Source organism: Gammaproteobacteria bacterium (assembly GCA_013003425.1).
Taxonomy (GTDB): domain Bacteria; phylum Pseudomonadota; class Gammaproteobacteria; order Steroidobacterales; family JABDKV01; genus JABDJB01.
On the sequence record JABDJB010000018.1, the window covers coordinates 70,929 to 91,054 of the forward strand.

Annotated in this window: 22 protein-coding genes and 3 tRNA genes; 4 read left to right on the plus strand and 21 right to left on the minus strand. The window is 60.0% G+C overall.

Going from position 1 to position 20,126, the window contains the following annotated elements; all coding sequences use genetic code 11:
* Positions 1-64: 64 nt before the first annotated feature.
* The 13 genes from HKN06_03805 to ccmA form a co-directional block, all read right to left on the minus strand.
* On the minus strand, positions 65-2,233 hold the full coding sequence (locus tag HKN06_03805) for an EAL domain-containing protein (GenBank protein ID NNF60439.1): 2,169 nt from the start codon (positions 2,231-2,233) through the stop codon (positions 65-67).
* Positions 2,234-2,236: 3 nt separating this feature from the next.
* Entirely contained in the window at positions 2,237-3,160 is a 924-nt protein-coding gene (locus tag HKN06_03810) for a phosphate/phosphite/phosphonate ABC transporter substrate-binding protein (GenBank protein NNF60440.1), read from the minus strand.
* Between the two features lie 121 nt (positions 3,161-3,281).
* A complete protein-coding gene (locus tag HKN06_03815; protein ID NNF60441.1) occupies positions 3,282-4,136 on the minus strand; it encodes a hypothetical protein in 855 nt (284 codons plus the stop codon).
* A 1-nt stretch (position 4,137) separates the two neighbouring features.
* Positions 4,138-4,398: an acyl-CoA-binding protein gene (locus HKN06_03820; GenBank protein NNF60442.1), complete on the minus strand. Its 261-nt coding sequence runs from the start codon at positions 4,396-4,398 to the stop codon at positions 4,138-4,140.
* Between the two features lie 53 nt (positions 4,399-4,451).
* On the minus strand, positions 4,452-5,489 hold the full coding sequence (locus tag HKN06_03825) for a tetratricopeptide repeat protein (GenBank protein NNF60443.1): 1,038 nt from the start codon (positions 5,487-5,489) through the stop codon (positions 4,452-4,454).
* Positions 5,489-5,899 carry a cytochrome c-type biogenesis protein CcmH gene (locus HKN06_03830; GenBank protein NNF60444.1) on the minus strand — a complete coding sequence of 137 codons (411 nt, stop codon included), beginning with the start codon at positions 5,897-5,899 and terminating at the stop codon, positions 5,489-5,491. Before HKN06_03830 ends, HKN06_03825 begins: the two co-directional genes overlap by 1 nt.
* Positions 5,896-6,426, minus strand: coding sequence for a DsbE family thiol:disulfide interchange protein (locus tag HKN06_03835; GenBank protein ID NNF60445.1), 531 nt, complete (start codon positions 6,424-6,426; stop codon positions 5,896-5,898). The genes HKN06_03830 and HKN06_03835 overlap by 4 nt, the downstream gene beginning before the upstream one ends.
* A complete protein-coding gene (locus tag HKN06_03840) occupies positions 6,423-8,384 on the minus strand; it encodes a heme lyase CcmF/NrfE family subunit (GenBank protein NNF60446.1) in 1,962 nt (653 codons plus the stop codon). The genes HKN06_03835 and HKN06_03840 overlap by 4 nt, the downstream gene beginning before the upstream one ends.
* On the minus strand, positions 8,384-8,833 hold the full coding sequence (ccmE, locus tag HKN06_03845; GenBank protein ID NNF60447.1) for a cytochrome c maturation protein CcmE: 450 nt from the start codon (positions 8,831-8,833) through the stop codon (positions 8,384-8,386). Before ccmE ends, HKN06_03840 begins: the two co-directional genes overlap by 1 nt.
* On the minus strand, positions 8,830-8,967 hold the full coding sequence (gene ccmD / locus HKN06_03850) for a heme exporter protein CcmD (GenBank protein ID NNF60448.1): 138 nt from the start codon (positions 8,965-8,967) through the stop codon (positions 8,830-8,832). Before ccmD ends, ccmE begins: the two co-directional genes overlap by 4 nt.
* Before the next feature lie 20 nt (positions 8,968-8,987).
* Positions 8,988-9,671: a heme ABC transporter permease gene (locus HKN06_03855; GenBank protein ID NNF60449.1), complete on the minus strand. Its 684-nt coding sequence runs from the start codon at positions 9,669-9,671 to the stop codon at positions 8,988-8,990.
* Positions 9,672-9,733: 62 nt separating this feature from the next.
* Positions 9,734-10,411 carry a heme exporter protein CcmB gene (gene ccmB / locus HKN06_03860; protein ID NNF60450.1) on the minus strand — a complete coding sequence of 226 codons (678 nt, stop codon included), beginning with the start codon at positions 10,409-10,411 and terminating at the stop codon, positions 9,734-9,736.
* On the minus strand, positions 10,408-11,022 hold the full coding sequence (gene ccmA / locus HKN06_03865; GenBank protein NNF60451.1) for a cytochrome c biogenesis heme-transporting ATPase CcmA: 615 nt from the start codon (positions 11,020-11,022) through the stop codon (positions 10,408-10,410). Before ccmA ends, ccmB begins: the two co-directional genes overlap by 4 nt.
* 51 nt (positions 11,023-11,073) lie before the next feature.
* Between ccmA and HKN06_03870 the strand changes: the two genes are divergently transcribed.
* Positions 11,074-11,526, plus strand: coding sequence for a cytochrome c (locus HKN06_03870; protein NNF60452.1), 453 nt, complete (start codon positions 11,074-11,076; stop codon positions 11,524-11,526).
* A gap of 46 nt (positions 11,527-11,572) precedes the next feature.
* On the opposite strand, the gene HKN06_03875 is transcribed toward HKN06_03870, so the two are convergent.
* Positions 11,573-12,076 (minus strand): CHRD domain-containing protein, encoded by a 504-nt coding sequence (locus tag HKN06_03875; GenBank protein NNF60453.1) that lies wholly within the window; start codon positions 12,074-12,076, stop codon positions 11,573-11,575.
* 213 nt (positions 12,077-12,289) lie between these two features.
* On the opposite strand from HKN06_03875, the gene HKN06_03880 reads away from it, so the two are divergent.
* From HKN06_03880 to HKN06_03890, 3 genes are all read left to right on the plus strand, one after another.
* A complete protein-coding gene (locus HKN06_03880) occupies positions 12,290-14,875 on the plus strand; it encodes a DUF5117 domain-containing protein (protein NNF60454.1) in 2,586 nt (861 codons plus the stop codon).
* Between the two features lie 40 nt (positions 14,876-14,915).
* Positions 14,916-15,788, plus strand: coding sequence for a phytanoyl-CoA dioxygenase family protein (locus tag HKN06_03885; protein NNF60455.1), 873 nt, complete (start codon positions 14,916-14,918; stop codon positions 15,786-15,788).
* A 136-nt stretch (positions 15,789-15,924) separates the two neighbouring features.
* Complete coding sequence (locus HKN06_03890) at positions 15,925-16,842, plus strand: hypothetical protein (protein ID NNF60456.1); 918 nt, start codon at positions 15,925-15,927, stop codon at positions 16,840-16,842.
* A 73-nt stretch (positions 16,843-16,915) separates the two neighbouring features.
* Here HKN06_03890 and HKN06_03895 read toward each other — a convergent pair whose 3' ends face one another.
* From HKN06_03895 to pgsA, 7 genes are all read right to left on the minus strand, one after another.
* On the minus strand, positions 16,916-17,134 hold the full coding sequence (locus HKN06_03895) for a helix-turn-helix transcriptional regulator (protein NNF60457.1): 219 nt from the start codon (positions 17,132-17,134) through the stop codon (positions 16,916-16,918).
* A 1-nt stretch (position 17,135) separates the two neighbouring features.
* Positions 17,136-17,570: a DUF2178 domain-containing protein gene (locus HKN06_03900; GenBank protein NNF60458.1), complete on the minus strand. Its 435-nt coding sequence runs from the start codon at positions 17,568-17,570 to the stop codon at positions 17,136-17,138.
* A gap of 138 nt (positions 17,571-17,708) precedes the next feature.
* The gene (locus HKN06_03905; protein ID NNF60459.1) at positions 17,709-18,977 is read right to left on the minus strand and encodes a glucose-1-phosphate adenylyltransferase; all 1,269 of its coding nucleotides are present in this window, start codon (positions 18,975-18,977) and stop codon (positions 17,709-17,711) included.
* A 61-nt stretch (positions 18,978-19,038) separates the two neighbouring features.
* A tRNA-Leu gene (locus HKN06_03910) sits at positions 19,039-19,127 on the minus strand.
* 13 nt (positions 19,128-19,140) lie between these two features.
* Positions 19,141-19,214 (minus strand) — tRNA-Cys (locus tag HKN06_03915).
* 182 nt (positions 19,215-19,396) lie between these two features.
* Positions 19,397-19,472: transfer RNA gene (locus HKN06_03920), tRNA-Gly, on the minus strand.
* Between the two features lie 35 nt (positions 19,473-19,507).
* On the minus strand, positions 19,508-20,086 hold the full coding sequence (gene pgsA / locus HKN06_03925) for a CDP-diacylglycerol--glycerol-3-phosphate 3-phosphatidyltransferase (protein ID NNF60460.1): 579 nt from the start codon (positions 20,084-20,086) through the stop codon (positions 19,508-19,510).
* Between the last annotated feature and the right edge of the window lie 40 nt (positions 20,087-20,126).

The window sequence follows — 20,126 nt, forward strand, 5'->3', positions numbered from 1 at the left end:
CCCCGTGAGATTGAGGCGTCAGTATAACTTTACTGCCAGGCGATGGCAGCAGTGGTGTGGCGGGTTAAGTCGTTGCCAGACGGGTTGCGGCTACCTTGCCCGCACCGTAGGGTGCCCGCCGGCCCAACAGGCCCATCAGTTCGGACAGCCCCATTGGCCGGGCAAAATAGTGGCCCTGCACCATGTCGCAGCCGGCCTTGCGTACGTACTCCAGCTGCTCCTGGTCTTCGATACCGTCAGCACTTACCAGCATCCCCAGGCTATGCCCCATCGCGATAATCGTTGCGATAACGGTGCGGTCATTGGCGCCACGGCTGATGCGGTGTACGAACTCCTGGTCGATTTTCAGCCCGGCTATGGGCAGCTTGGTCAGGTGCGTCAATGACGAGAAGCCGGCGCCAAAGTTATCAATCCAGACGCCTATATCGAGCGCCTGCAGCTGCACCAGCAACTCGGCGGCGCGCCGGGTATTACGCATGATCGTTTTCTCTGTCAGCTCGAGACGCAGACAGCGCGCCGGCAGGTCATTCTCGCGCAACACTGCACCAACGGTTTCACCGATGCGCTGCTCGCGGAAATGAACACTGGCAATGTTCACGGTGGCGTAAAGGTTGCGAAAGCCGGTCGCATGCAGCTGGGTGAGGTCCTGGGCTGCCTGGCGCAGGCACCATTCATCGAATTCGACAATCAGGCCGCTCTCTTCTGCCAGCGGCAGAAACACGTCCGTGGGAATCATGCCGTAGCTGGAGTGATGCCACCGCGCCAGCGCCTCGCAGCCCACCACAGCGCCAGTCTGTGCATCAATAACCGGCTGGTAGGCCACCCGCAGCTCGTTCCTGGCCAGCGCATGACGCAGGTCATTCTCCAGCGTGAGCCGCTGGACGGCAGCATGGTCCATCGACTGGTTATAGAACTGGAAGTGATTCTTGCCTTTGTCCTTGGCCTGGAACATGGCCACGTCGGCATTCTTCAACAATGAATCAACCGTTTCGCCATCGTCAGGAAAAACGGTGATCCCGATACTTGCACCGACGACCACCTCCTGCCCGGCCAGCAGGAACGGGTCATGCAGTGCATCGAGTATGCGTTGCGCAACGACTGCAATGTCACGCGTGTCCTCTACATCTTCGAGCACGACGGTAAATTCGTCACCACCTAGCCTGGCGATCAGGTCACGTTCGACTTCGGCGTCCGGATCGATGTGATCCATCTCGCGCAGCGAATCGCGCAACCGCTGTGAGAACTCTTTCAACAGCACATCACCGGCTTTGTGGCCCAGCGTGTCGTTTACCCGCTTGAAATCGTCGAGATCGATAAAGAACAGCGCCATCTTCTGCCCGCCACGGCGGGTCCGCGCAACCGCCTCGGCCAGGAACTGCTTAAGCCGCGCACGGTTTGGCAACCGGGTGAGGCTGTCGTGATACGCCAGGTATCGCACTTCGCCATCACTGGCGCGCAGGCTGCGGCTCATGTCACGGAAGGCGCTTGCCAGCTCGCCAATCTCGTCACTGCGGTCGACGGCCAGGGTATCGGTGTAGTCGCCACTGCCGATCCGTGTAGCCTGTTCTGCCAGCTGCCTGATCGGCCGTGCCAGGCTGCGCGAAACGACGAACGCCACTAACATTCCGGCAACGGCAAACAACAACGAAGTGACAATGGCGGACAACAGGTTGTTACGCAGGCGCCGATCGCTGACGTTGCGCACGCCGGCGGTCATCGCTGCAATCTCTTCCTTGATCGGGGCCAGCGAAAGTCCTACGCGTACGCCGCCGATCGCCTGGTTGCGGTACAGGATGGGCCGGTAGACCTCCAGCGTTTCGGCGTCTATACGCACGCCGTCCAGCCTGGTGATTGCCGGCAATGCTGTACCAAAACTGGCAATTTCAACGGTGCCGTCGTGCACGACGCGCCCATCTGTATCGTGAATGGTCGCGTACAGCAGGTCGTTCTGCTCGGTCGCGCTGCGGGTAAATTCGAGCATGCTCTGCATGTCGTAGCGATACAGGCTGTTGGCAAGATTCTCCGCCAGGAACGTCGCTGTAAGCGTGCCGCGCTGCTCGACTTGCTGCAGCAGGTCCTGCTCGAGCGACGCTGCGCTGAGCTGGGTAATCTCGCGGGTGGAAACCCGAAACTGGAGAAGCAGCACAACCGACAGCGACACGACGATAGTGATGATGACGGCCAGCATCACCAGCGAGTATCGCGCCTGCAGGTTGAACTTCATCTCCGGCATTGGTCAGTTCACCAACATCAACTGGGCAAATGTGCTGCGCAGTTTCCGCAACGTTTCATGGTCGACCTCACCGAGCTCGTCAAAACGCAGCGTGCCCTGGTAGGCCTGCAGGGCGCGCGCAGCACCACTGTCTTTATCCATGCCCAGCAGGGTGCTTCTCAACGCATTTTTTATGTCTTCATCGAGATCACCACGAACCAGCTCCAGGGCGCGAGGCATTGAATCGGTCTGGTGAAAAATCACAAAGTCCTTGCGGAAAAACTCCGGCAGGCTGGAATCAGACTCCCAGTCCACATTGCTCAGTACTCCGGCATCCACGATTCGCTTGTGCACCCAGGTGGTTGCATTGATATCGCTGCCTGCAAATGCATAGCCGATGGTCCCGGCCGGCGACTGCTGTCGCGGTGTCTCCAGGGCCACGGTGCGATGACCCTCGCGGATCAGTTCGGCGGCAGGCAACAGGTGGCCAGCGGTGGAATCAGACTCGATGAATGCCAGCGTGCGCCCGGCAAGGTCACCCAGCGACGTTATATCGCCGTCACTGCGGGTGAAAAATACCGAGCGGAACTGGGGTGCGCCCTGCTTCCATTTGCGCGCGAGAATCTGGACACCGGCTGCCTCCTGCAGGTAAACGGCGTTGGCGACGTTTTCACTGACCCAGTCGATACGTCCGTCGCGCATCATGCGCGCCAGCCGCCGGCGGTCTTCTACCACCATTACATCGACACGGGTGACACCGGCATCTGCCAGAGCCGCAGCCACATAATCGGCCATCGGGCGTAATTCGGCATAGCGCCCTTCGAGGTCGGCATGAATCGCGCCCAGAACCAGCACGCGCTCCTGCGCGCTGGCAACGAGCGACCAGCCTGCGAGCAACATCGCCAGCACCAGCCGGACGGAAAAACAATGTTTCGTGATGTGCAGCATCAGCCTTCAGATAAATACAGTGTGACGCGCGTCACACTTCCGTGGCGCACGCAAAACAACGTCTGGCTGATTGTAGAAATACTGCTAGATAAGGTGCGTTAAGTTGATCACGTTTTGATGATTATTGTTGTATTTCAGTGTGAAAACCCGACAGATAGGCCTTGCCGCTGCCGACCTCGACCAGCCGGAACTGGCCGTCGGCTGCAAGCATCAAACGCACCTCTGCAGGAAGCAGCAACGGGCGCCGAAAACGCACATCAAAATGGTAAGGAGCAGACAGCCGATCCCGCAAGGCCGTCATTGTGCGCCCGAGGCTCCACATGCCGTGGGCAATCGGTGCACGGAACCCGAACGGCCGGGCGGTAATCGCTGACAGGTGAATGGGATTGTAGTCCCCCGACACTGCCGCATACTGTCGTCCGATGCCGGGGCCGGCCTGCCAGGCAGCCACTTCATCGAACCCGTCTGTTGCCTGGCGCTTTAGTCGTTCACCACGCCCGCTACCCGGCAAGCGGGCGAAAAACCGGCTCTCGCCGGTCCAGGCAGTTGTGCCATCAACAATCGCGCTGGTCTCCATCACCATTTCCATACCGCGAGATGTACGCTCGGGTCGTACCAGCCGGGCAACCAGCTGCATGGTGGCATTCACCGGAATGCTGCGATAAACGTTGATGCTGTTACCAAGATGCACCAGTCCCGTTGCCCGCAACGGAAACTCGGGCCGGGTCAGGATTGAAAGATGCAGCGGTGCTGCCAGCACGTGCGGATAGGTTGGCGGCAGACCCTCGTCAGGCGGATGCCCCATGAGACGGGCAAAAGCCGCCAGCCTGCCGGCATCGGCCGAGACACTTTTTGCGATCGCACTGATTTGCGGCACGACCGGTTCACCGCCGGGCCGTCGCATCCGCGGCGCAAGCGCACGCAGGTAACGTGGCAGCAGTGGCGGAAGTCGATCGAACTTCAGTTCGAGCGACAAATCAGCCTTTCAGCGCTTCGATCTTGGCCACGTAACGCCGCATAGCCTCTTCGGCAGTCAATCCCTTGAGCCCGGACCAGGCGTCAAACTTGGCACCGCCGACAAAATCGAAGCCACCCGGCCGCTCACCGCTGACATCGCCGATCGTAGCCTGCTTGTACAATGAATAGAGCTCGAGCATATCTTCATTGGCCGGACGCCTGCTCAGGCTCTTGGAGGCCACTGCTGCGGCTTCAAACTGTTCTTTTAAGTCTTCTGACATCTGACTATCCTCGCACAAATTCACTGTGTACCGGCAACCGTGATTGCGGGCACTCAGGGACTGACCACACTGTCGATAATGATTGCGGCCTGGCCGCTGCTTGCCACGACGCGGCTGCCGGCAAAGTCGCCTGGCTGCGCAGCCGGCGTGCCGCCGATAGCCACACGCGCCACGACTTCGACGCTCGGGTGTGCCGAGAGCACCCTACCGGGCACCATCGCATCAGCATCTGAAAGCACGACTCGCACCGGCAGGTCGGCAACCGTCTTACGCACCACGGCTAGTGGCGGACCCGGCATGTCGACCTGTCGCGCCAGTATGAACACCGGCACGTTGGGGCCAACCCGGGCTGCCAGCTCACTGGTCAGTGAAACATGCAAACTCAGACCGTCCGCTGCAACAGGAACTTCTGCGGGCGCAGTTGTCGCACCGCCCAGCATCGCATCAGCAGCGGCAATCTGTTCACGCAGTACGCTGGCAACTTCCTCGGGTGGCCCGGCCGCAAGCAGGCGCTGCCAGCGGTCGCGCGCCTGCCGCGGGCGACCACTTTCGAGCGCCGCAAGCCCGCCATACCACAAGGCCTTGGTGTCATTGGGTGCAATGGTCAGCGCCTGCTCGAACAGTGCCGCTGCTTCATCGTCGATCACCCCGCCCCGGGCCATAGCCAATGCTTCAGCGTAACCGGTAATAGCGTGCACATCGGTATCGTTACCGAGCTGGCGCGCGCGACCATAGGCGTCAACAGCGTCCGGAAAGCGCCCCATCACAACGTACGAACGGCCAAGCATCAGCCAGCCTTCCGCATCGTCCGGCACCGCCTGCAGTCGTGCCTCCAGTTGCACTACCGCCTGTTCGATCGACGGCGCGGCGGCATCGTCATGTGCCGCAGCAACGGCAGGGATCGCCGACTGATCCCAGCGCCAGTTGCTCCAGGAAAAATACAAAATCGCTGCAGTCAACGGCAGCAATGCAACGACTACCCCGGCGGACACGGGCGCGCTGTCCTCACCGCGCGTCAGCGGCAGCACGAGAATGGCCAGTGCTGCAATGACCATTGCTCCGGCGAGTACGACGAATACTGGTGGTGGCATCACTCCTCCGCTGCCCCGGCTCCGAGCGTTGCGTAACGCCTTACAACCACGGCGACGATTGCCAGGCCAACCAGCAGCAAGGCAACCGGCCCCAGCCACAAGGCCCAGGTACGCGGCGTAAACGCCGGCCGGTAGCGCACGAAATCTCCATAGCGTGCGACCATGTATTCAAGAATCTCGTCGTCTGATGCGCCGTCGAGGAGCATCTGGCGCACCTGTTGACGCAGGTCACCGGCAAGGCCCGCGGTCGAGTCGGCAATTGACTGGTTCTGGCAAACCAGGCAACGCAACTCGTTACTCAACTTCAGGTATCGCGCCTGCAGTTCCGGGTCCGGCAGCGCTTCCTTGTTATCGATTGCCATCACCGGCGTCAACAACAGCAGGCCCGTCAGCAAAATCAGCACCTTCATCCGCTTTCCCCGCTGAGCAATCGAATGCGCGGTAACAACTTCGTGCGCCAGACCTCGTTGTCGAGCGGCCCGATGTGCTTGTAGCGCACGACTCCCCCGGCATCGATCAGAAATGTTTCCGGCGCACCATAGACGCCCCAGTCGATAGCCACAGTACCTTCACCATCGAAACCACTGGCAAGATAGGGATCGCCCAGCTGCTCAAGCCACGCGATGGCCTGGTCACGGTCGTCTTTGTAGTTCAGTCCATAAATCGGGACGCCGGACTGCGCCAGCTGCAGCAGGAAGTCATGCTCCTGGCGGCAGCCCGCACACCATGTGGCCCAGACGTTGAGCAACGAAACACCGCCCTGCAGCTGTTCCGTCGTCAGCCGAACGTCAGGGTCGCGCAAGCCGGGCAGGTCAAACTGCGGAGCGGGCTTGCCGATCAGTGGCGACGGGATTTCCGTCGGATTCAGCTTCAGCCCGGTCCAGAAAAACACCACCAGGATTGCAAACAGCGTGGCCGGGACGATCGTGCGTATCATGCGCGCTCGGTCGCTCCGCCGGCTGCCGGCAGCTGCGCGCGGGCCTTGCGGTAACGCCTGTCGCTCGCGGCGATGGCGCCACCGATCAGCATAACCAGAGCACCCAGCCAGATAAAACGAACCAGCGGCTTGACCTGGAACCGCATGCTCCATGCCCCGTCGCCCAGAGGTTCACCCATCGCCACGTACAGGTCGCGACGTACGCTGGCATCGATGGCCGATTCGGTCATCGCATTGGTTTGCACAAGGTACACGCGTTTTTGTGGCGACAGCGTTGCTATCAGCTCGTTGCCCTGGCGCACCTCTACCGTGGCCTCCTCAGCGCGCCAGTTCGGGCCAGTTACCGGCCCGATACCCAGCAGTTTGAAATTGTAGCCACGCATCTCGACCGATTCGCCGGGTCGCAGACTCACATCGCGCTCGTCGCTGTACGCAGACGTAACCACAATACCCAATGCGACTATTCCGATACCGGCGTGAGCCAGCACCATCCCGGTGACGCCGCGGGGCAATTTGCTGATGCGACCCATTTGCTTCCACCGGCTGACTATCTCGGTTACAACCGATGCAAGAATCCAGAAAGCGGTACCAATGCCCATCGCCGTGAGCGCACCGCCGCTGCGATACAGGAAAAGCGGAAAAACAATGGCCGCAACCAAACCCACCCAGAACGGCCACTTCAGCTGCTGCTGCAAGTGCCCTTTGGCGGTTTTTCTCCACCCGGCGTGCATGCCCACACCAACAAGAACCAGCAGTGGCCACATCGGCAGGAGAAAGTACATTTCGAACCACGGCGGCCCGACCGATACCTTGCCAAAACCCAGGGCATCGTGAAGCAGCGGATACAGCGTGCCGCTCAGCACCACCAGCGTAGCCACGACCAACAGCATGTTGTTCAGCAGCAGAAAGGTCTCGCGAGACGCGAGCGCAAACCCGCTTTGTTTGGCAACCATGCGTGGCGCACGCCAGGCGTAGAGCAATAACGACCCGAGCACCACAACAACCATGTAAATCAAAATGAATCGGCCCCGTTCCGGATCGCTGGCAAATGCGTGCACCGAAACCAGGATGCCCGAACGCACCAGGAAAGTGCCGAGCAGGCTCAGGGAGAATGCCGACACCGACAACAGTAGCGTCCAGCTGTAAAACAGCCCGCGCTTTTCAGTTACGGCAAGCGAGTGAATCAAGGCAGTACCGACCAGCCACGGCATGAACGAGGCGTTCTCGACCGGGTCCCAGAACCACCAGCCGCCCCAGCCCAGCTCGTAATAGGCCCACCAGCTGCCCAGCGCGATACCACCGGTAAGAAAAGCCCATGCGGTAGTGGTCCACGGCCGCACCCAGCGCGCCCAGGTCTGATCGATGCGCCCCTCCAGCATCGCCGCGACAGCAAATGCGAACGCCACGGAAAACCCGACATAGCCGACGTACAGCATCGGCGGATGCAGGACCAGTGCAGGGTCCTGCAGCAACGGGTTCAGGTCACGACCGTTGGCGGCAGCCGGTATCAGCCGCGCGAACGGGTTGGAGGTACTCAGCATGAACAGCATGAAGCCGGACCCCACCATTCCCATGACGCCCAGCACCCGTGCGACAAAACGATCTGCCAGCGACGAGCTGAATGCAGCAACAGCGATCGTCCATGCTGCCAGTATCAGTGACCACAGCAGCAGCGAACCCTCATGGGCGCCCCAGACGGCGGCAACCTTGTACGGCGTCGGCAACGCGAGGTTGGAGTTTTGCGCGACATACAGGACGGAAAAATCGTCCTGCAGAAATGCAGTGGTGAGTATGGCAAAGGCTATTGCGACAAAAACGAACTGACCCGCTGCCGCTGACTTTACCGCCGCAATCAACGGCGCTCGCGCACTGATGCCACCTGCAATTCCCAGCACAAACTGCGCTACTGCCAGCAGCATCGCGATGATAAGCGCGACTTGTCCGATTTCAGGCAGCATTACTGTTCCGACGCAATGCTGCCGGGATGACCGGAGCCCTCGAGGGCTTCGGCAAGTTCCGGTGGCATGTAGTTTTCGTCGTGCTTGGCCAGCACCTCTTCGGCCATGAACACGCCGCTTTCATTCAGCTTGCCGCGCGCGATGATGCCCTGCCCCTCGCGAAACAGGTCGGGAAGGATTTTTGAATAGGCGACGGTTACCTGGTGCGAATTGTCCGCCAGTGCAAAGCTGACATCGATGCTGCCGGGCTCGCGCTCGACCGTGCCGGGTACCACCAGCCCACCAATGCGGAAAGCACGCGCAACCGGCGCCTCGCCCGATTCGATCTGCGCGGGGGTGTAGAAATAAAGCATGTTCTCCTTGAATGCCTGCATCGCCAGCGCTGTTGCCACACCGGCCCCGGCCAGCACCAGGCCAACGCCCCACATTCGTCGTTGTCTCGGTGTCATTGCGTGCTCCTCAGCCGTTCACGGCCGCGCTCGATGGCAAGGCGATGGTTACGCCGCGCCAGGTAGACATTCAGCAACAGCACGACCACGGTCAGGCCAAACGCCGACCAGACGTACTCTGCATAACCCCCCATCTCAATAAACTCTTGCAACTTTATGATACTCCTAGTTTTTCAGCTGCCCAGCGCTTGTGCCACTCGCGCTCCAGCACCTCACCGCGCACGCGTACCATGAGCACAGCCGCGAAATACAGCTTGAAGCCTATGGCCATGACCAGCAGCGGCACCAGCATGGCCGGATCGCGTACAGACGGCGCACCCAGCTTGGCGATCGAGGCCGGCTGGTGCAGCGTTGTCCACCATTCTACGGAATAGTGGATGATTGGCACATTCACGACGCCGACTATCGCCAGCAGGCCTGCCGCACGATCGGCCCGGCCGCGCTCGTCAATTGCCGAATGCAGCGCGATGTAGCCCAGGTAAAGAAACAGCAGAACCAGCTCGGAAGTCAGCCGCGCATCCCAGACCCACCAGGTGCCCCACATTGGCTTGCCCCAGATCGCCCCGGTTGCCAGCGCCAGAAAGGTGAACCAGGCGCCAATCGGCGCGCAGGATGCGGCAACCGCATGCGCCAGCTTGATCCGCCAGATCAACCCGACTGCGGCTGCCGATGCCATCACGACGTAGACAAACAATGACATCCAGGCGCTGGGTACGTGGACATAAATAATGCGAAAGCCGTCGCCCATCTGGTAATCCGCCGGCGCAATCACCAGCCCGCCGTAGGCGCCGGCCAGCAGCAACAGCAAGGCGCTGCCGGCAAACCAAGGCGTCAACATGCCGGCCAGGCGGTAAAAGTGCGGCGGTGACGCCAGCTTATGAATGAATGTCGGTAGAAACTTCAATCGAGACTGATCCTCAATGCCGCCGCAACTGCGAGCGGACCCAATGTCAAAGCCAGTGCCAGTATTGCCCCGAGCAGATACAAAACGCCCCCCGGCTCCTCGCCAAAAGCCGCAAGGTCGGTTGCCCGGGCGCCGAAAATTAGCACCGGTACGATCAGCGGCACAACCAGGATAGACAGCAGCAACCCACCGCGACTCAACCCCACTGTCAATGCGGCGGCAATGGCGCTGATGACCACCAGCGTCGGGGTACCCAGCAGCAGGCTGAGCATCATAGTCGGAATACCCGCGGTTGGCATCGCCAGCGCTATTGCCAGCATCGGTGACAGCAGCACCAGTGGCAGGGCCGACAGGGTCCAGTGCGCCAGCAATTTGCCGAAAACCAGCGTCATCAGCGGCTGGCGGCTGATCGCCATCTGCTCGAGTGTGCCGTCGGCCAGGTCGGGCCGGAACAGGCTCTCCTGTCCGAGCAAAACCGCGAACAGCGCGGCAACCCAGATGATGCCCGGCGCGATGCGCCCCAGCAGCGCCGCATCGGGACTCAACGATAGTGGAAACAGCAGCGTGACAGCGACGAAAAATATCACCGGGTTGGCGAGCTCGCCCCAACGCCGCAGGGCGACGCGGAAATCACTCTGCCACTGGGCAATAATTGCACGCAAAACCTCGGTCATGACGACAGGTTGACCTTCACGACGTCATCGCCATCCAGGTCCAGATGCGTGCTCAGGATGCAGACTCCTCCAGCGGCCGTGTGCTCGCGCACCCTCGCCAGCCCCCAGTCGCGTCCGTCGGCATCAAGATTGGCGAACGGCTCGTCGAGCAACCACAGCGACGCGCCGGAACTGAATACCCGCAACAGCGCCACACGTCGTTTCTGCCCGGCGGAAAACGCCCTGACTGCCAGGTCAACCAGGTGGCCTATGCCGGCTTTCTCGAGATCCGCTGCGGCATTGCCGGCTTCCCGGCCCTGCAGGCGGCGTGCCAGCTCCAGGTTTTCGCGGGCCGTCAGTTCCGGCCTCAGGCCTTCGCGGTGACCCAGCCATGCAAGCTCGGAATGAAACGCGCCGGCATCGGCCTCAATCCGGCGACCACGCCACAGTACCTGACCGGATTCGGGCCGGGTCAGCCCGCACATCACCCGCAGCAGCGTGGTCTTGCCAACACCATTGCGCCCGGTAATGTGTACGATCGACCCAGGCGCCGCGGAAAACGACACGCCCGCCAGCAGGCGCCGGTTCCCCCGCCACAGTTCGAGCGCCTCTGCTGTCAGCCCCTCATTCATAGTGGGGCGGGAGTATCTCACGTATCATGACACCAATAACGGAGGAAACTGATGCGCAATATACAGCTGCTCGCCGCACTTGGCCTCGTCGCCTGCGCAACGCCGGTCCAGCAGGACCTGCTGCCGGAGCAATCCACCGGCAACTGCATTTCCAGTCCATCCTGGGCGAATGCGGCCAGCCGTGGCGCCGTAGTGTTTGACTCCAGCTGCGCCTATTGCCATCAGCAGGATGGTGGCGGCATTTCCGGGCGCGTCCCGGCGCTGGCGGGCAACGAGCCACTGGTAGCTGACCCGGCGCGGGGCATACGCATGATTCTGGTAACCCAGTCGCCGGCTGCACGATTGCATGGCATGGAGGTCAACGATCTGGTCGCCACCCTCGGTCACCTCGACCCAAACGCTATTGCTGACGTGATGACCTACGTCGGCAGCAGCTGGGGCAATTGTGGCAGGCAGGTATCGATTAACGAAGTAACCGGAGTTGCATCCGAACTCGAGCAATAAAAAAGCCCCGCGTTACCGCAGGGCTTTTGTAGAAAACCTGAAAGCTTCAGGTGCGGCGTCGTAGCGCACCGATACCCATCAGTGCTGAGCCAAACAGCCATACCGCAGCCGGGATCGGAACCACTTTCTTGAAGGTCACCTGGCCGCGAATTTCGCCAGCGGGAAACGCGGCGGTATGCAGGTTGATATACCAGAGGTTGTTCAGCAGGTCGCCTTCCTGTACGTCGGAGAGCATGGCCGAACCGATCAGCGGGCTGAGATCGCCGCCACTGTTGGCAATGATATCTACCTCAATACCGGCCGTGTCACCAGGCGCTGCGGGCCCGTGAAAATGCGCAACCGTCAAGCCGCCTGACAGACCATCGAACAGGATCGCCCAGGTCAGCACGTTGGTGTCGGTGTTGTACAGCATCGCGGCACTGCCGAGACCACCGCTGGTGGTACCGGCCTGGTCGCTGTTAATCGTTGCATTGAGCGCGACCAGCGCGGCAGAACTTACGCCCGGCAGCAAAAAGAGCGCCGTGGCGGCTATCAAGACTATGCGTTTCATGGGACCCCCGTCCTGTGCCGCATTCGGCGACACTTGCTGACGAGTGTAGTCCCCGCGTAGCCGCGGTGCAATTTGACATATTCCATGGCATGTTATCAGCCGCATATACCGCTGGTTACGCACCACCGGGAGCTTTACGGCGCCCGGGTGCCTTGCCGTCGGTTCTTTACTACCATGCCCATCCCCGCCTTTATCTTAATGAGAGCAAAATCAATGTACCGACTACTCCTGTCATTTGTGATATTCGCCGCGGCCATGATCGGTGGCTGCGAAAGTCGCACAGCGCCCGCCGGTGTGGCTAACGATAGCGCAGCGCAAGCTGACGAAGCCGACAAGAAAGACGAAGCGGAAGAAAAGAAAACCATCGCCGAAGTTACCGAGAACAGCGATCGCGTTGACGGCCTGTTCACGTTGTTTCGCGACCGCGAGGACGGGACCGTTTACATGGCGGTGCAGCCCGACCAGCTGAACCAGGAATACATTTATTTTGCTCACACCACGAATGGTGTCGTCGAAGGCGGTCACTTCCGTGGCGCGTACATTGGTAACAGCGTTTTCTCACTCAAGCGCCACTACAAGCGACTCGAGTTTGTTGGCGAGAACACGAGCTTTTATTTCGACCCCGACAGCCCGCTGTCACGCGCCGCTGATGCCAATATCAGCCCGGCAGTGCTCGCAGTGCAGGAAATAGTCGCCGAAGACGAAAAAACGGGCGAGGTTCTTATCAAGCTCGATGACGTGCTGCTGAAAGAGAAACTGCAGCAGGTAAAACCAACGCCGGACCCGGATGCCAAGCCGAAAGACGGTTTTACGCTTGGAACCCTGAGCGAATCACGCAACAAAATTGTCGCTGTAGATAACTATCCGAAAAACACGGCACTAACTGCCGAGTATGTTTACGAAAACCCGGCGCCAGTTGTCCGCGGAGAGGAAGACATTACCGACAGCCGCGCCGTGAGCATCCGCGTGCAGCATACCTTTATCGCCATGCCCGATAACGACTACCAGCCACGCCTGGACGACTATCGTGTCGGCTACTTCGCCTCGCGGGTCACCGACCTGACCACGCGCAGCAACACGCCTTACCGCGACCTGATCGCGCGCTGGCACCTGGTGAAAAAGAATCCGGATGCGGATGTTTCCGACCCGGTCGAGCCGATTACCTGGTGGATCGAGAACACGACGCCGATCGAGTACCGTGACCTGATCCGCGACGCTGCGCTGGCATGGAACTCCGCCTTTGAAAAAGCGGGGTTCAGTAATGCTGTCGCTGTAGAGATTCAGCCCGATGACGCCGACTGGGATGCCGGCGATATTCGTTACAACGTCTTACGCTGGACATCCTCGCCAAACCCGCCGTTTGGTGGCTATGGCCCCAGCTTCATCAATCCACGTACCGGGCAGATTATCGGCGCCGACGTGATGCTCGAGTACTCATTCCTGACCAACCGGCTGCGTCGGCAGCGCGTGCTGCAGGAAATCAGCGGTCAACAGCCACAGGCTATTGGCCATGGCCAGCACGCCTTTTGCTCGCTGGGTAACGGCATGCAGTTGAGTAACCTGTTCGGCATGCAGGCGCTCGACGCCTACGGCGCCGGCACGGAACTGCAGCAACAGCTGATCCACGACTCGATGCATTACCTGATCCTGCACGAGATTGGCCATGCACTGGGCCTGAACCACAACATGAAGGCCACGCAGTTGCTCGATGAACCCTTCGATGCGCTGCAAGTAGCCGAAAACGGTCTGTCCGGTTCGGTGATGGATTACCCGGCGCTGAACGTCGCGCCGCCCGACGAAGAACAGACGCTGTTCTATTCAACCAGTCCGGGCCCGTACGACGACTGGGTGATCGAATACGGCTATTCCCCTGCAGTCGATGATGCCGACGAAGAGCGCGAGCGACTGGCTGAAATCCTGGCACGTTCGGTCGAACCGCAGCATGCGTTCGGCAACGATGCCGACGACATGCGTAACCCCGGCAAAGCAATCGACCCGCGGGTCAATATCTATGACATGAGCTCGGACGGTATCGGCTATGCCGTGAAGCGACTGGAGCAGCTTGATGAGGTACTGGCCGGCCTGCCGGAGCGACACACTGAATCGTGGCAGGCACTGCACGACGGTTTCCTGATAATGATGGCCGAATATGCACGCTCCAGCGCGGTTGTTTCGCGTTATATCGGTGGCGTTTATGTCGACCGCACGCCGCCGGGACAGGTTTCCGGCAGCGCACCGTTTACACCTGTCAGCTATGCCGATCAGCAGCGTGCCATGCGGGCGCTTGAGACTCACCTGTTTGGCCCCGATGCGCTGGCCGGCAGCCCGGAACTGTTCACCCACCTGCAGCAGCGCCGTCGTGGCTTCGATTTCTGGGACAAGACCGAAGACCCGAAGCTGCATGAGTGGCAGCTGGCCGCACAAAAGGGTGTGCTCGATCACCTGCTGCACCCGAACGTGCTCAAGCGCATAACCGATTCGCGCCTGTACGGTAACCAGTACGAACTGGCCGCGTTCATGGACGATCTCACTGATGCTGTGTTTGCCGCGGATGCCCGCAGCGACGTCAACAGCGTGCGCCAGAACCTGCAGCTGGAATACATCAATAGGCTGGCCGCGATGGTTACGGGCGACAAGAAGAGCTCGTATGACTACCCATCGCAGTCCATGGCGCTGTATCAACTGGACCAGGTGCGACGACTGCTGCGTGGCAAGACCGATGGCAACGACGAAACCATGGCGCACACCCAGCACATCCTGTTTGTCATAGACACGGCGCTGGATACGCGAGGCGCCTGACGCACATGGTTTGCCGTCGCATTGAAATCGTGAGCGAACAATGGTGACGCACCATGCTGGCCTCGACAGCGAGCAGCTGGAGCACTATCGCAGCGACGGTTTCGTGGTGCTGGAAAGCGTATTGCCGCAGGCATCGCTCGATACCATACGCGCGGCGGCGCTGGGCATTGTCGAAGACTTTGACGTCGACCGGCACCGGTCGGTTTTTTCAACGCGGGATCGTGACACCGGCAGGGACAGCTACTTTGTCGAGTCTGCCGAGGCAGTGCACTGCTTCCTCGAGGAAGACGCGCTCGATGCTGACGGCAGTCTGAGTCGGCCAAAGCACCTGGCTGTCAACAAGATCGGCCATGCCATGCACGACCTGGTGCCCGCATTTTCCGAATTCTGCCGCCAGCCGGTTTTTACCGCGATTCTGCACAGCCTCGCGCTGGCACCCGCCGCGCTCTGGCAGACCATGTACATCTTCAAGCAGCCACACATTGGCGGCGAGGTCCGCTGGCACCAGGATGCCAGCTATCTCATTGCCGACCATCCCGGGGTGGTTGGTTTCTGGATTGCGCTGGAGGATGCACACCTGGGCAACGGCTGCCTGTGGGTGCAGCCGGGCGGCCAGAATCAGCCATTAGGCGAAGTCTACGAGTGGAATCACGCGGCCGGAAAAGGCGTGCTGCGCACGCTGGAGAAACTGCCCACGCCTTCGGCCGATGAAGCGGTCGCCCTGGAAGTGCCGGCCGGCAGCATAGTCGTGTTCGACGACCACCTGCCCCACTACAGTTCGCAGAATACTTCCGCGCAGTCACGCCATGCCTTTACGATGCACTTCAGCCGGCAGGACTCGAGCTGGTCGCAGGCAAACTGGCTGCAGCGCCGGCGCCTGCCACCTTTTACCCTCGGCGATAAACAGAGCTGACAAAAGAATGGGGCGACCTGTCTACCCGGATTTTGCCTGCCGCATCTGACAGGGAATATAATTTCGACAAGTTGGCTTTCAGCACTGGTCGCCGCTCCGTCTCGACCGGTACCTCAATGAGTATCTGGACAACACCATGAACCGAATCTGCTACCTGGCCATCCTGCCTTTGTGTCTCTCGCTGATCGCCTGTCAGTCAAAACCCGTCGATACATCACAGGACATGACCGCAGCGGCGCCATCTCAGCATGCTGAAGTTGCCGAACGGATTTCAGTAACAGGATTCAGCGGGCCGGAATCTGTACGCTACGATCCCGAGCTGGATGTATATTTTGTTGGTAACTTCAACGGCGAGTCTTCCGGCGACTCCAACGGCTTCGTCTCAAAAATGTCTCCGGCCGGCGAAATCATCGAACTAAAGTTTATGCAGGGCGGCGACTACGCACCACTGCATGGCGCCCGCGGCATGTATGCAGACAAAAATGGCTTATGGGTAGTCGATGCCCTGGGTGTTCATTTGTTCGATCGCATCAGCGGTGCGCAACTCGGCTTTGTCGACTTGTCATCATTTGACCCGGGGTTTCCCAACGACGTAGTGCGTGGTCCGGATGGTGCGTTATATGTGACCGACACCGGACAGGCTGTTGTGTACCGGATCGTGGATGGGACAGCCACCGTCGCGACCAGCACAGCGATGAGGCCCAACGGTATTACCTTCAATCCGGAAACCGGCCGGCTGCTGCTGGCGCCCTGGAGCGACGGCGATGCATTGGTCGAATGGGATATTGCTGACGGGTCGTTCACCGAGTTGCCGGCGTTTTCCGGCGGCAGCAACTACGATGGCGTCGAGGTTGTTGATGGACAAATCATCACGGCAAGCCAGGGTGACACCAGTCTGCACATTCTCACCGACGGTACCGACCGGTCTGCGATAAAACTGCCCGGAAAGCCGGCCGATATCGCCATCGATACCCGCCGCCAGCGTGTTGCTGTTCCTTATGTTTCGCTGCATCAGGTCGACATTATTCCGTTGGAACCCTACCTGGCACCGTAACTGCCTGCTTGGCTACCACTAACGATGCTGCGGCGAGCAGTGGGTCTGCCCCGCTCCCTTCCGTGAGGCATCGTCAGTCATTGAACTGGAATACCTCCTCCATCGGGCGATCAAAAGTGCGTGCAATACGGAACGCCACTTCCAGTGACGGCGAGTATTTGCCTTTTTCTATTGCCACGATGGTTTGCCGGGTTACGCCGACAAGATCTGCCAGTGCCTGCTGCGTCATTTCGTCATGCTCGAATCGCAGCGCGCGTACCCGGTTGGTGATGGAACTCTTTACGCGGCCCACGTCACATGCCCCGGCGGTAGTAATAGAGTTGCAGCAGATAGCGCCATAACTCGGCACCGACAAAGTGCAGAATCAGCGTGTTCAGGGCGATGACCAGGCTTTCGGTAGCCAGCGCGATGATCACCGTGGCAATGACGCCAAAAAACAATATGTAGGCGGAAAAGTAACTGGCACGATAGAGTATTGCCTTGTCACGCTCGTCTTCGGGTGGCGCGTCTGCCGACTCGTTGGCTAACGCGGCACGCGCGACGATAAAGGCCTGCACCACGATCTCGAGAATAATGGTGAGCGCGACCGCTGCCAGCAGCAGCATGCCGACCCCTGCCAGTCCGGCGAAGACCCCAGTGCTGAAATCGTAGACCCGCGAGAAGTAATAGCCCCACACCAGCGCGGTAGTGACAAAGCTCGCGACAATGCTCTTTTCCTGGAATGACACGGTGGGCGCTCCCCTATAAAGTTTATTAGACACAATGTCTAGTATACTTTACCTTTTGACTCTGTCAAGTCTAATTGACATGCCCTTTCCCCGGCCAGGTATCGAAGGAGTTTTACTGGTTATATAGCCGGGCAGCGGTCAGATGATAGTGCCGGCCGGGATGGTGACGTTTTTTGGAATAACCACGATGCCGTCGCGGATAAAGTAGTTATCACTGTCTGCCTCGCGAACGCCCGACTGATTGGCAATGGTGCAGCCTTCGCCGATGCAGACATTACGATCGACGATGGCGTTCTCTACATGCGCCCCGGCACCGACGCCAGGGTGGTCCGGCCCCGTAGCGATTTCACGCTCGTGCCGTTTGGTCCAGGGATAGTAATCAGCTCCCATCAAAACTGAATTGCGGACAACGGCATCGCGCCCGATCACGGTACGCAGCCCGATTACCGAATTGCTGATTTCAGCGTTCTCGATCGCGCTGGCTTCTGCAATGATCGAACGACTGATCCGGGCCGACTGGAACTTGGCCGGCGCCAGCATACGTGCGTTGCTGTACAGCGGCGCGCGCGCGTTGAACATGTCGAAATCCGGGTGATCTTTCGCCAGCATCAGGTTTGCTTCATAAAACGAGCGGATGGTGCCGATATCGCTCCAGTAGCCGGAAAACGGGTAACTGACAACACGCATGTCGTCGATGGCCGACGGAATTATCTGCTTGCCGAAGTCATGTGCATCCGGGCTGGCATCAAGCAGCTCCTGCAGCACACCCTGACGGAACACATAAATTCCCATCGACGCGAGGTAGACACGTCCAGCCTGCTGCATGGCGGGCGACACATTACTTTCCAGCCCGTCCAGCTTATCGGCCGGCGGTTTTTCGTGAAAGCCGTTAATACGCCAATTCGACCCCGTGGACAGGATGCCAAGTGCCGGCGCCTGCCCGGCGGTGACCGGTATCGTTGCCACGGTAATATCCGCCTCGGCCTGTTCGTGGTGCGCCAGCAGCTTTGCGTAGTTCATTGAATAAAGCTGGTCGCCCGACAGCACGAGCAGATGACGGTAACTGTAGCTGTCGAGGTGCTTGCCACTCTGTCGCACCGCATCGGCGGTGCCCTGGAACCAGTCTTTTGAAGCGGCCGTCTGTTCTGCTGCCAGGATGTTGACGAAACCGCGGCGGAAGCGGTCGAAGGAATAGGTGGTGGAGATGTGGCGGTTGAGGCTGGCGGAGTTGTACTGCGTCAGCACAAACATCCGGTGGATATTGGAATTGATGCAATTGGAAATTGGTATGTCGATCAGGCGGTACTTGCCGGCCAGCGGCACGGCCGGTTTGCAGCGATGCATGGTCAGCGGAAACAGCCGCGACCCGGCACCGCCACCCAGAATTACGCAGATCACATCATCCATAGCTTTCCCCAACCCCTGACCAGACTGAGTATAAAACAGCTGGGGTAGCGATCGCGGGGTTTGGTGCCCGGGGCCGGAGTCGAACCGGCACAGCCAATTATGGCCGGCGGATTTTAAGTCCGCTGCGTCTACCAGTTCCGCCACCCGGGCTGGGGAGAAAGATTGGAGGCCAGGGTCGGAATCGAACCGGCGTACACGGCTTTGCAGGCCGCTGCATAACCACTCTGCCACCTGGCCGTTAAATCTCCGCGTCGGCAGAAGGCGCGGAGCCGGGAGTTTAGCACTCCAGTCAATCGGGGCTGAAGTCGCCAGCCTTGTTTGCGGGCTTCAGGCATTCGCGGCTGAAGCCGCCCCTGCAGGTGAAAGCCGCTCCGGCATTAAAAGGCCCCGGAACCGTGCTGGTTCCGGGGCCCGGAATCTGGAGCGGGAAACGAGACTCGAACTCGCGACCCCGACCTTGGCAAGGTCGTGCTCTACCAACTGAGCTATTCCCGCTGCGGCCGACCATCTTAGCGGCCGTTATAGGGCTGTCAAGCGCCTGCGTCTCCCTGGCCCTGACTGCCGTCCTCCGCGCCAGTCACGGCCTCGGGATCGACGATGGCCGGCCACGCCGCGCGCAGGTAGACGAACATGGACCACAGCGTCAGCGCCGCAGCGATCAGCAGCAGAATGACCCCGTATTCATAGATTTCGACGCCAGCAATAGGCCGGCGGTACAGCAGCAGGAATATGGCAATAACCTGGACGATGGTTTTTATCTTGCCAATTGCCACCACAGCCACTTTCTGCCGCGCGCCCAGCAGCGCCATCCACTCGCGTATGGCCGACACCGCGATCTCGCGGCCGACAATAATCGCCGAAGAAATGGCAACCACGGCGCCAAACAACCCGTCATGGGCGAAGACAATCAGAATCAGCGCAACCGACACAATCAGCTTGTCCGCCACCGGGTCGAGGAAAGCGCCGAAATGGGACGTCTGGTTGAGACGCCGCGCAAGATAGCCATCGAGCCAGTCGGTCAGACCGGCGAGCAGAAAGAGCAATGCCGATACAGCCTTGCCCCATTCCCCAAAAAAGAAGATGACCACAAACAGCGGTATCAGGGCCATGCGGCCCAGCGTCAATAGCGTTGGAATATTCAGCTGTGGT

What these genes read in the sequence shown, in the direction of transcription:
- HKN06_03805 (NNF60439.1), bottom strand. Translation starts at nt 2,233, where the DNA reads ATGCCGGAGATGAAGTTCAACCTGCAGGCGCGATACTCGCTGGTGATG.
- HKN06_03810 (NNF60440.1), bottom strand. Translation starts at nt 3,160, where the DNA reads ATGCTGCACATCACGAAACATTGTTTTTCCGTCCGGCTGGTGCTGGCG.
- HKN06_03820 (NNF60442.1), bottom strand. Translation starts at nt 4,398, where the DNA reads ATGTCAGAAGACTTAAAAGAACAGTTTGAAGCCGCAGCAGTGGCCTCC.
- HKN06_03825 (NNF60443.1), bottom strand. Translation starts at nt 5,489, where the DNA reads ATGCCACCACCAGTATTCGTCGTACTCGCCGGAGCAATGGTCATTGCA.
- HKN06_03830 (NNF60444.1), bottom strand. Translation starts at nt 5,899, where the DNA reads ATGAAGGTGCTGATTTTGCTGACGGGCCTGCTGTTGTTGACGCCGGTG.
- HKN06_03835 (NNF60445.1), bottom strand. Translation starts at nt 6,426, where the DNA reads ATGATACGCACGATCGTCCCGGCCACGCTGTTTGCAATCCTGGTGGTG.
- HKN06_03840 (NNF60446.1), bottom strand. Translation starts at nt 8,384, where the DNA reads ATGCTGCCTGAAATCGGACAAGTCGCGCTTATCATCGCGATGCTGCTG.
- ccmE (NNF60447.1), bottom strand. Translation starts at nt 8,833, where the DNA reads ATGACACCGAGACAACGACGAATGTGGGGCGTTGGCCTGGTGCTGGCC.
- ccmD (NNF60448.1), bottom strand. Translation starts at nt 8,967, where the DNA reads ATGGGGGGTTATGCAGAGTACGTCTGGTCGGCGTTTGGCCTGACCGTG.
- HKN06_03855 (NNF60449.1), bottom strand. Translation starts at nt 9,671, where the DNA reads ATGTTGACGCCTTGGTTTGCCGGCAGCGCCTTGCTGTTGCTGCTGGCC.
- ccmB (NNF60450.1), bottom strand. Translation starts at nt 10,411, where the DNA reads ATGACCGAGGTTTTGCGTGCAATTATTGCCCAGTGGCAGAGTGATTTC.
- ccmA (NNF60451.1), bottom strand. Translation starts at nt 11,022, where the DNA reads ATGAATGAGGGGCTGACAGCAGAGGCGCTCGAACTGTGGCGGGGGAAC.
- HKN06_03870 (NNF60452.1), top strand. Translation starts at nt 11,074, where the DNA reads ATGCGCAATATACAGCTGCTCGCCGCACTTGGCCTCGTCGCCTGCGCA.
- HKN06_03875 (NNF60453.1), bottom strand. Translation starts at nt 12,076, where the DNA reads ATGAAACGCATAGTCTTGATAGCCGCCACGGCGCTCTTTTTGCTGCCG.
- HKN06_03880 (NNF60454.1), top strand. Translation starts at nt 12,290, where the DNA reads ATGTACCGACTACTCCTGTCATTTGTGATATTCGCCGCGGCCATGATC.
- HKN06_03885 (NNF60455.1), top strand. Translation starts at nt 14,916, where the DNA reads ATGGTGACGCACCATGCTGGCCTCGACAGCGAGCAGCTGGAGCACTAT.
- HKN06_03890 (NNF60456.1), top strand. Translation starts at nt 15,925, where the DNA reads ATGAACCGAATCTGCTACCTGGCCATCCTGCCTTTGTGTCTCTCGCTG.
- HKN06_03905 (NNF60459.1), bottom strand. Translation starts at nt 18,977, where the DNA reads ATGGATGATGTGATCTGCGTAATTCTGGGTGGCGGTGCCGGGTCGCGG.
- pgsA (NNF60460.1), bottom strand. Translation starts at nt 20,086, where the DNA reads ATGGCCCTGATACCGCTGTTTGTGGTCATCTTCTTTTTTGGGGAATGG.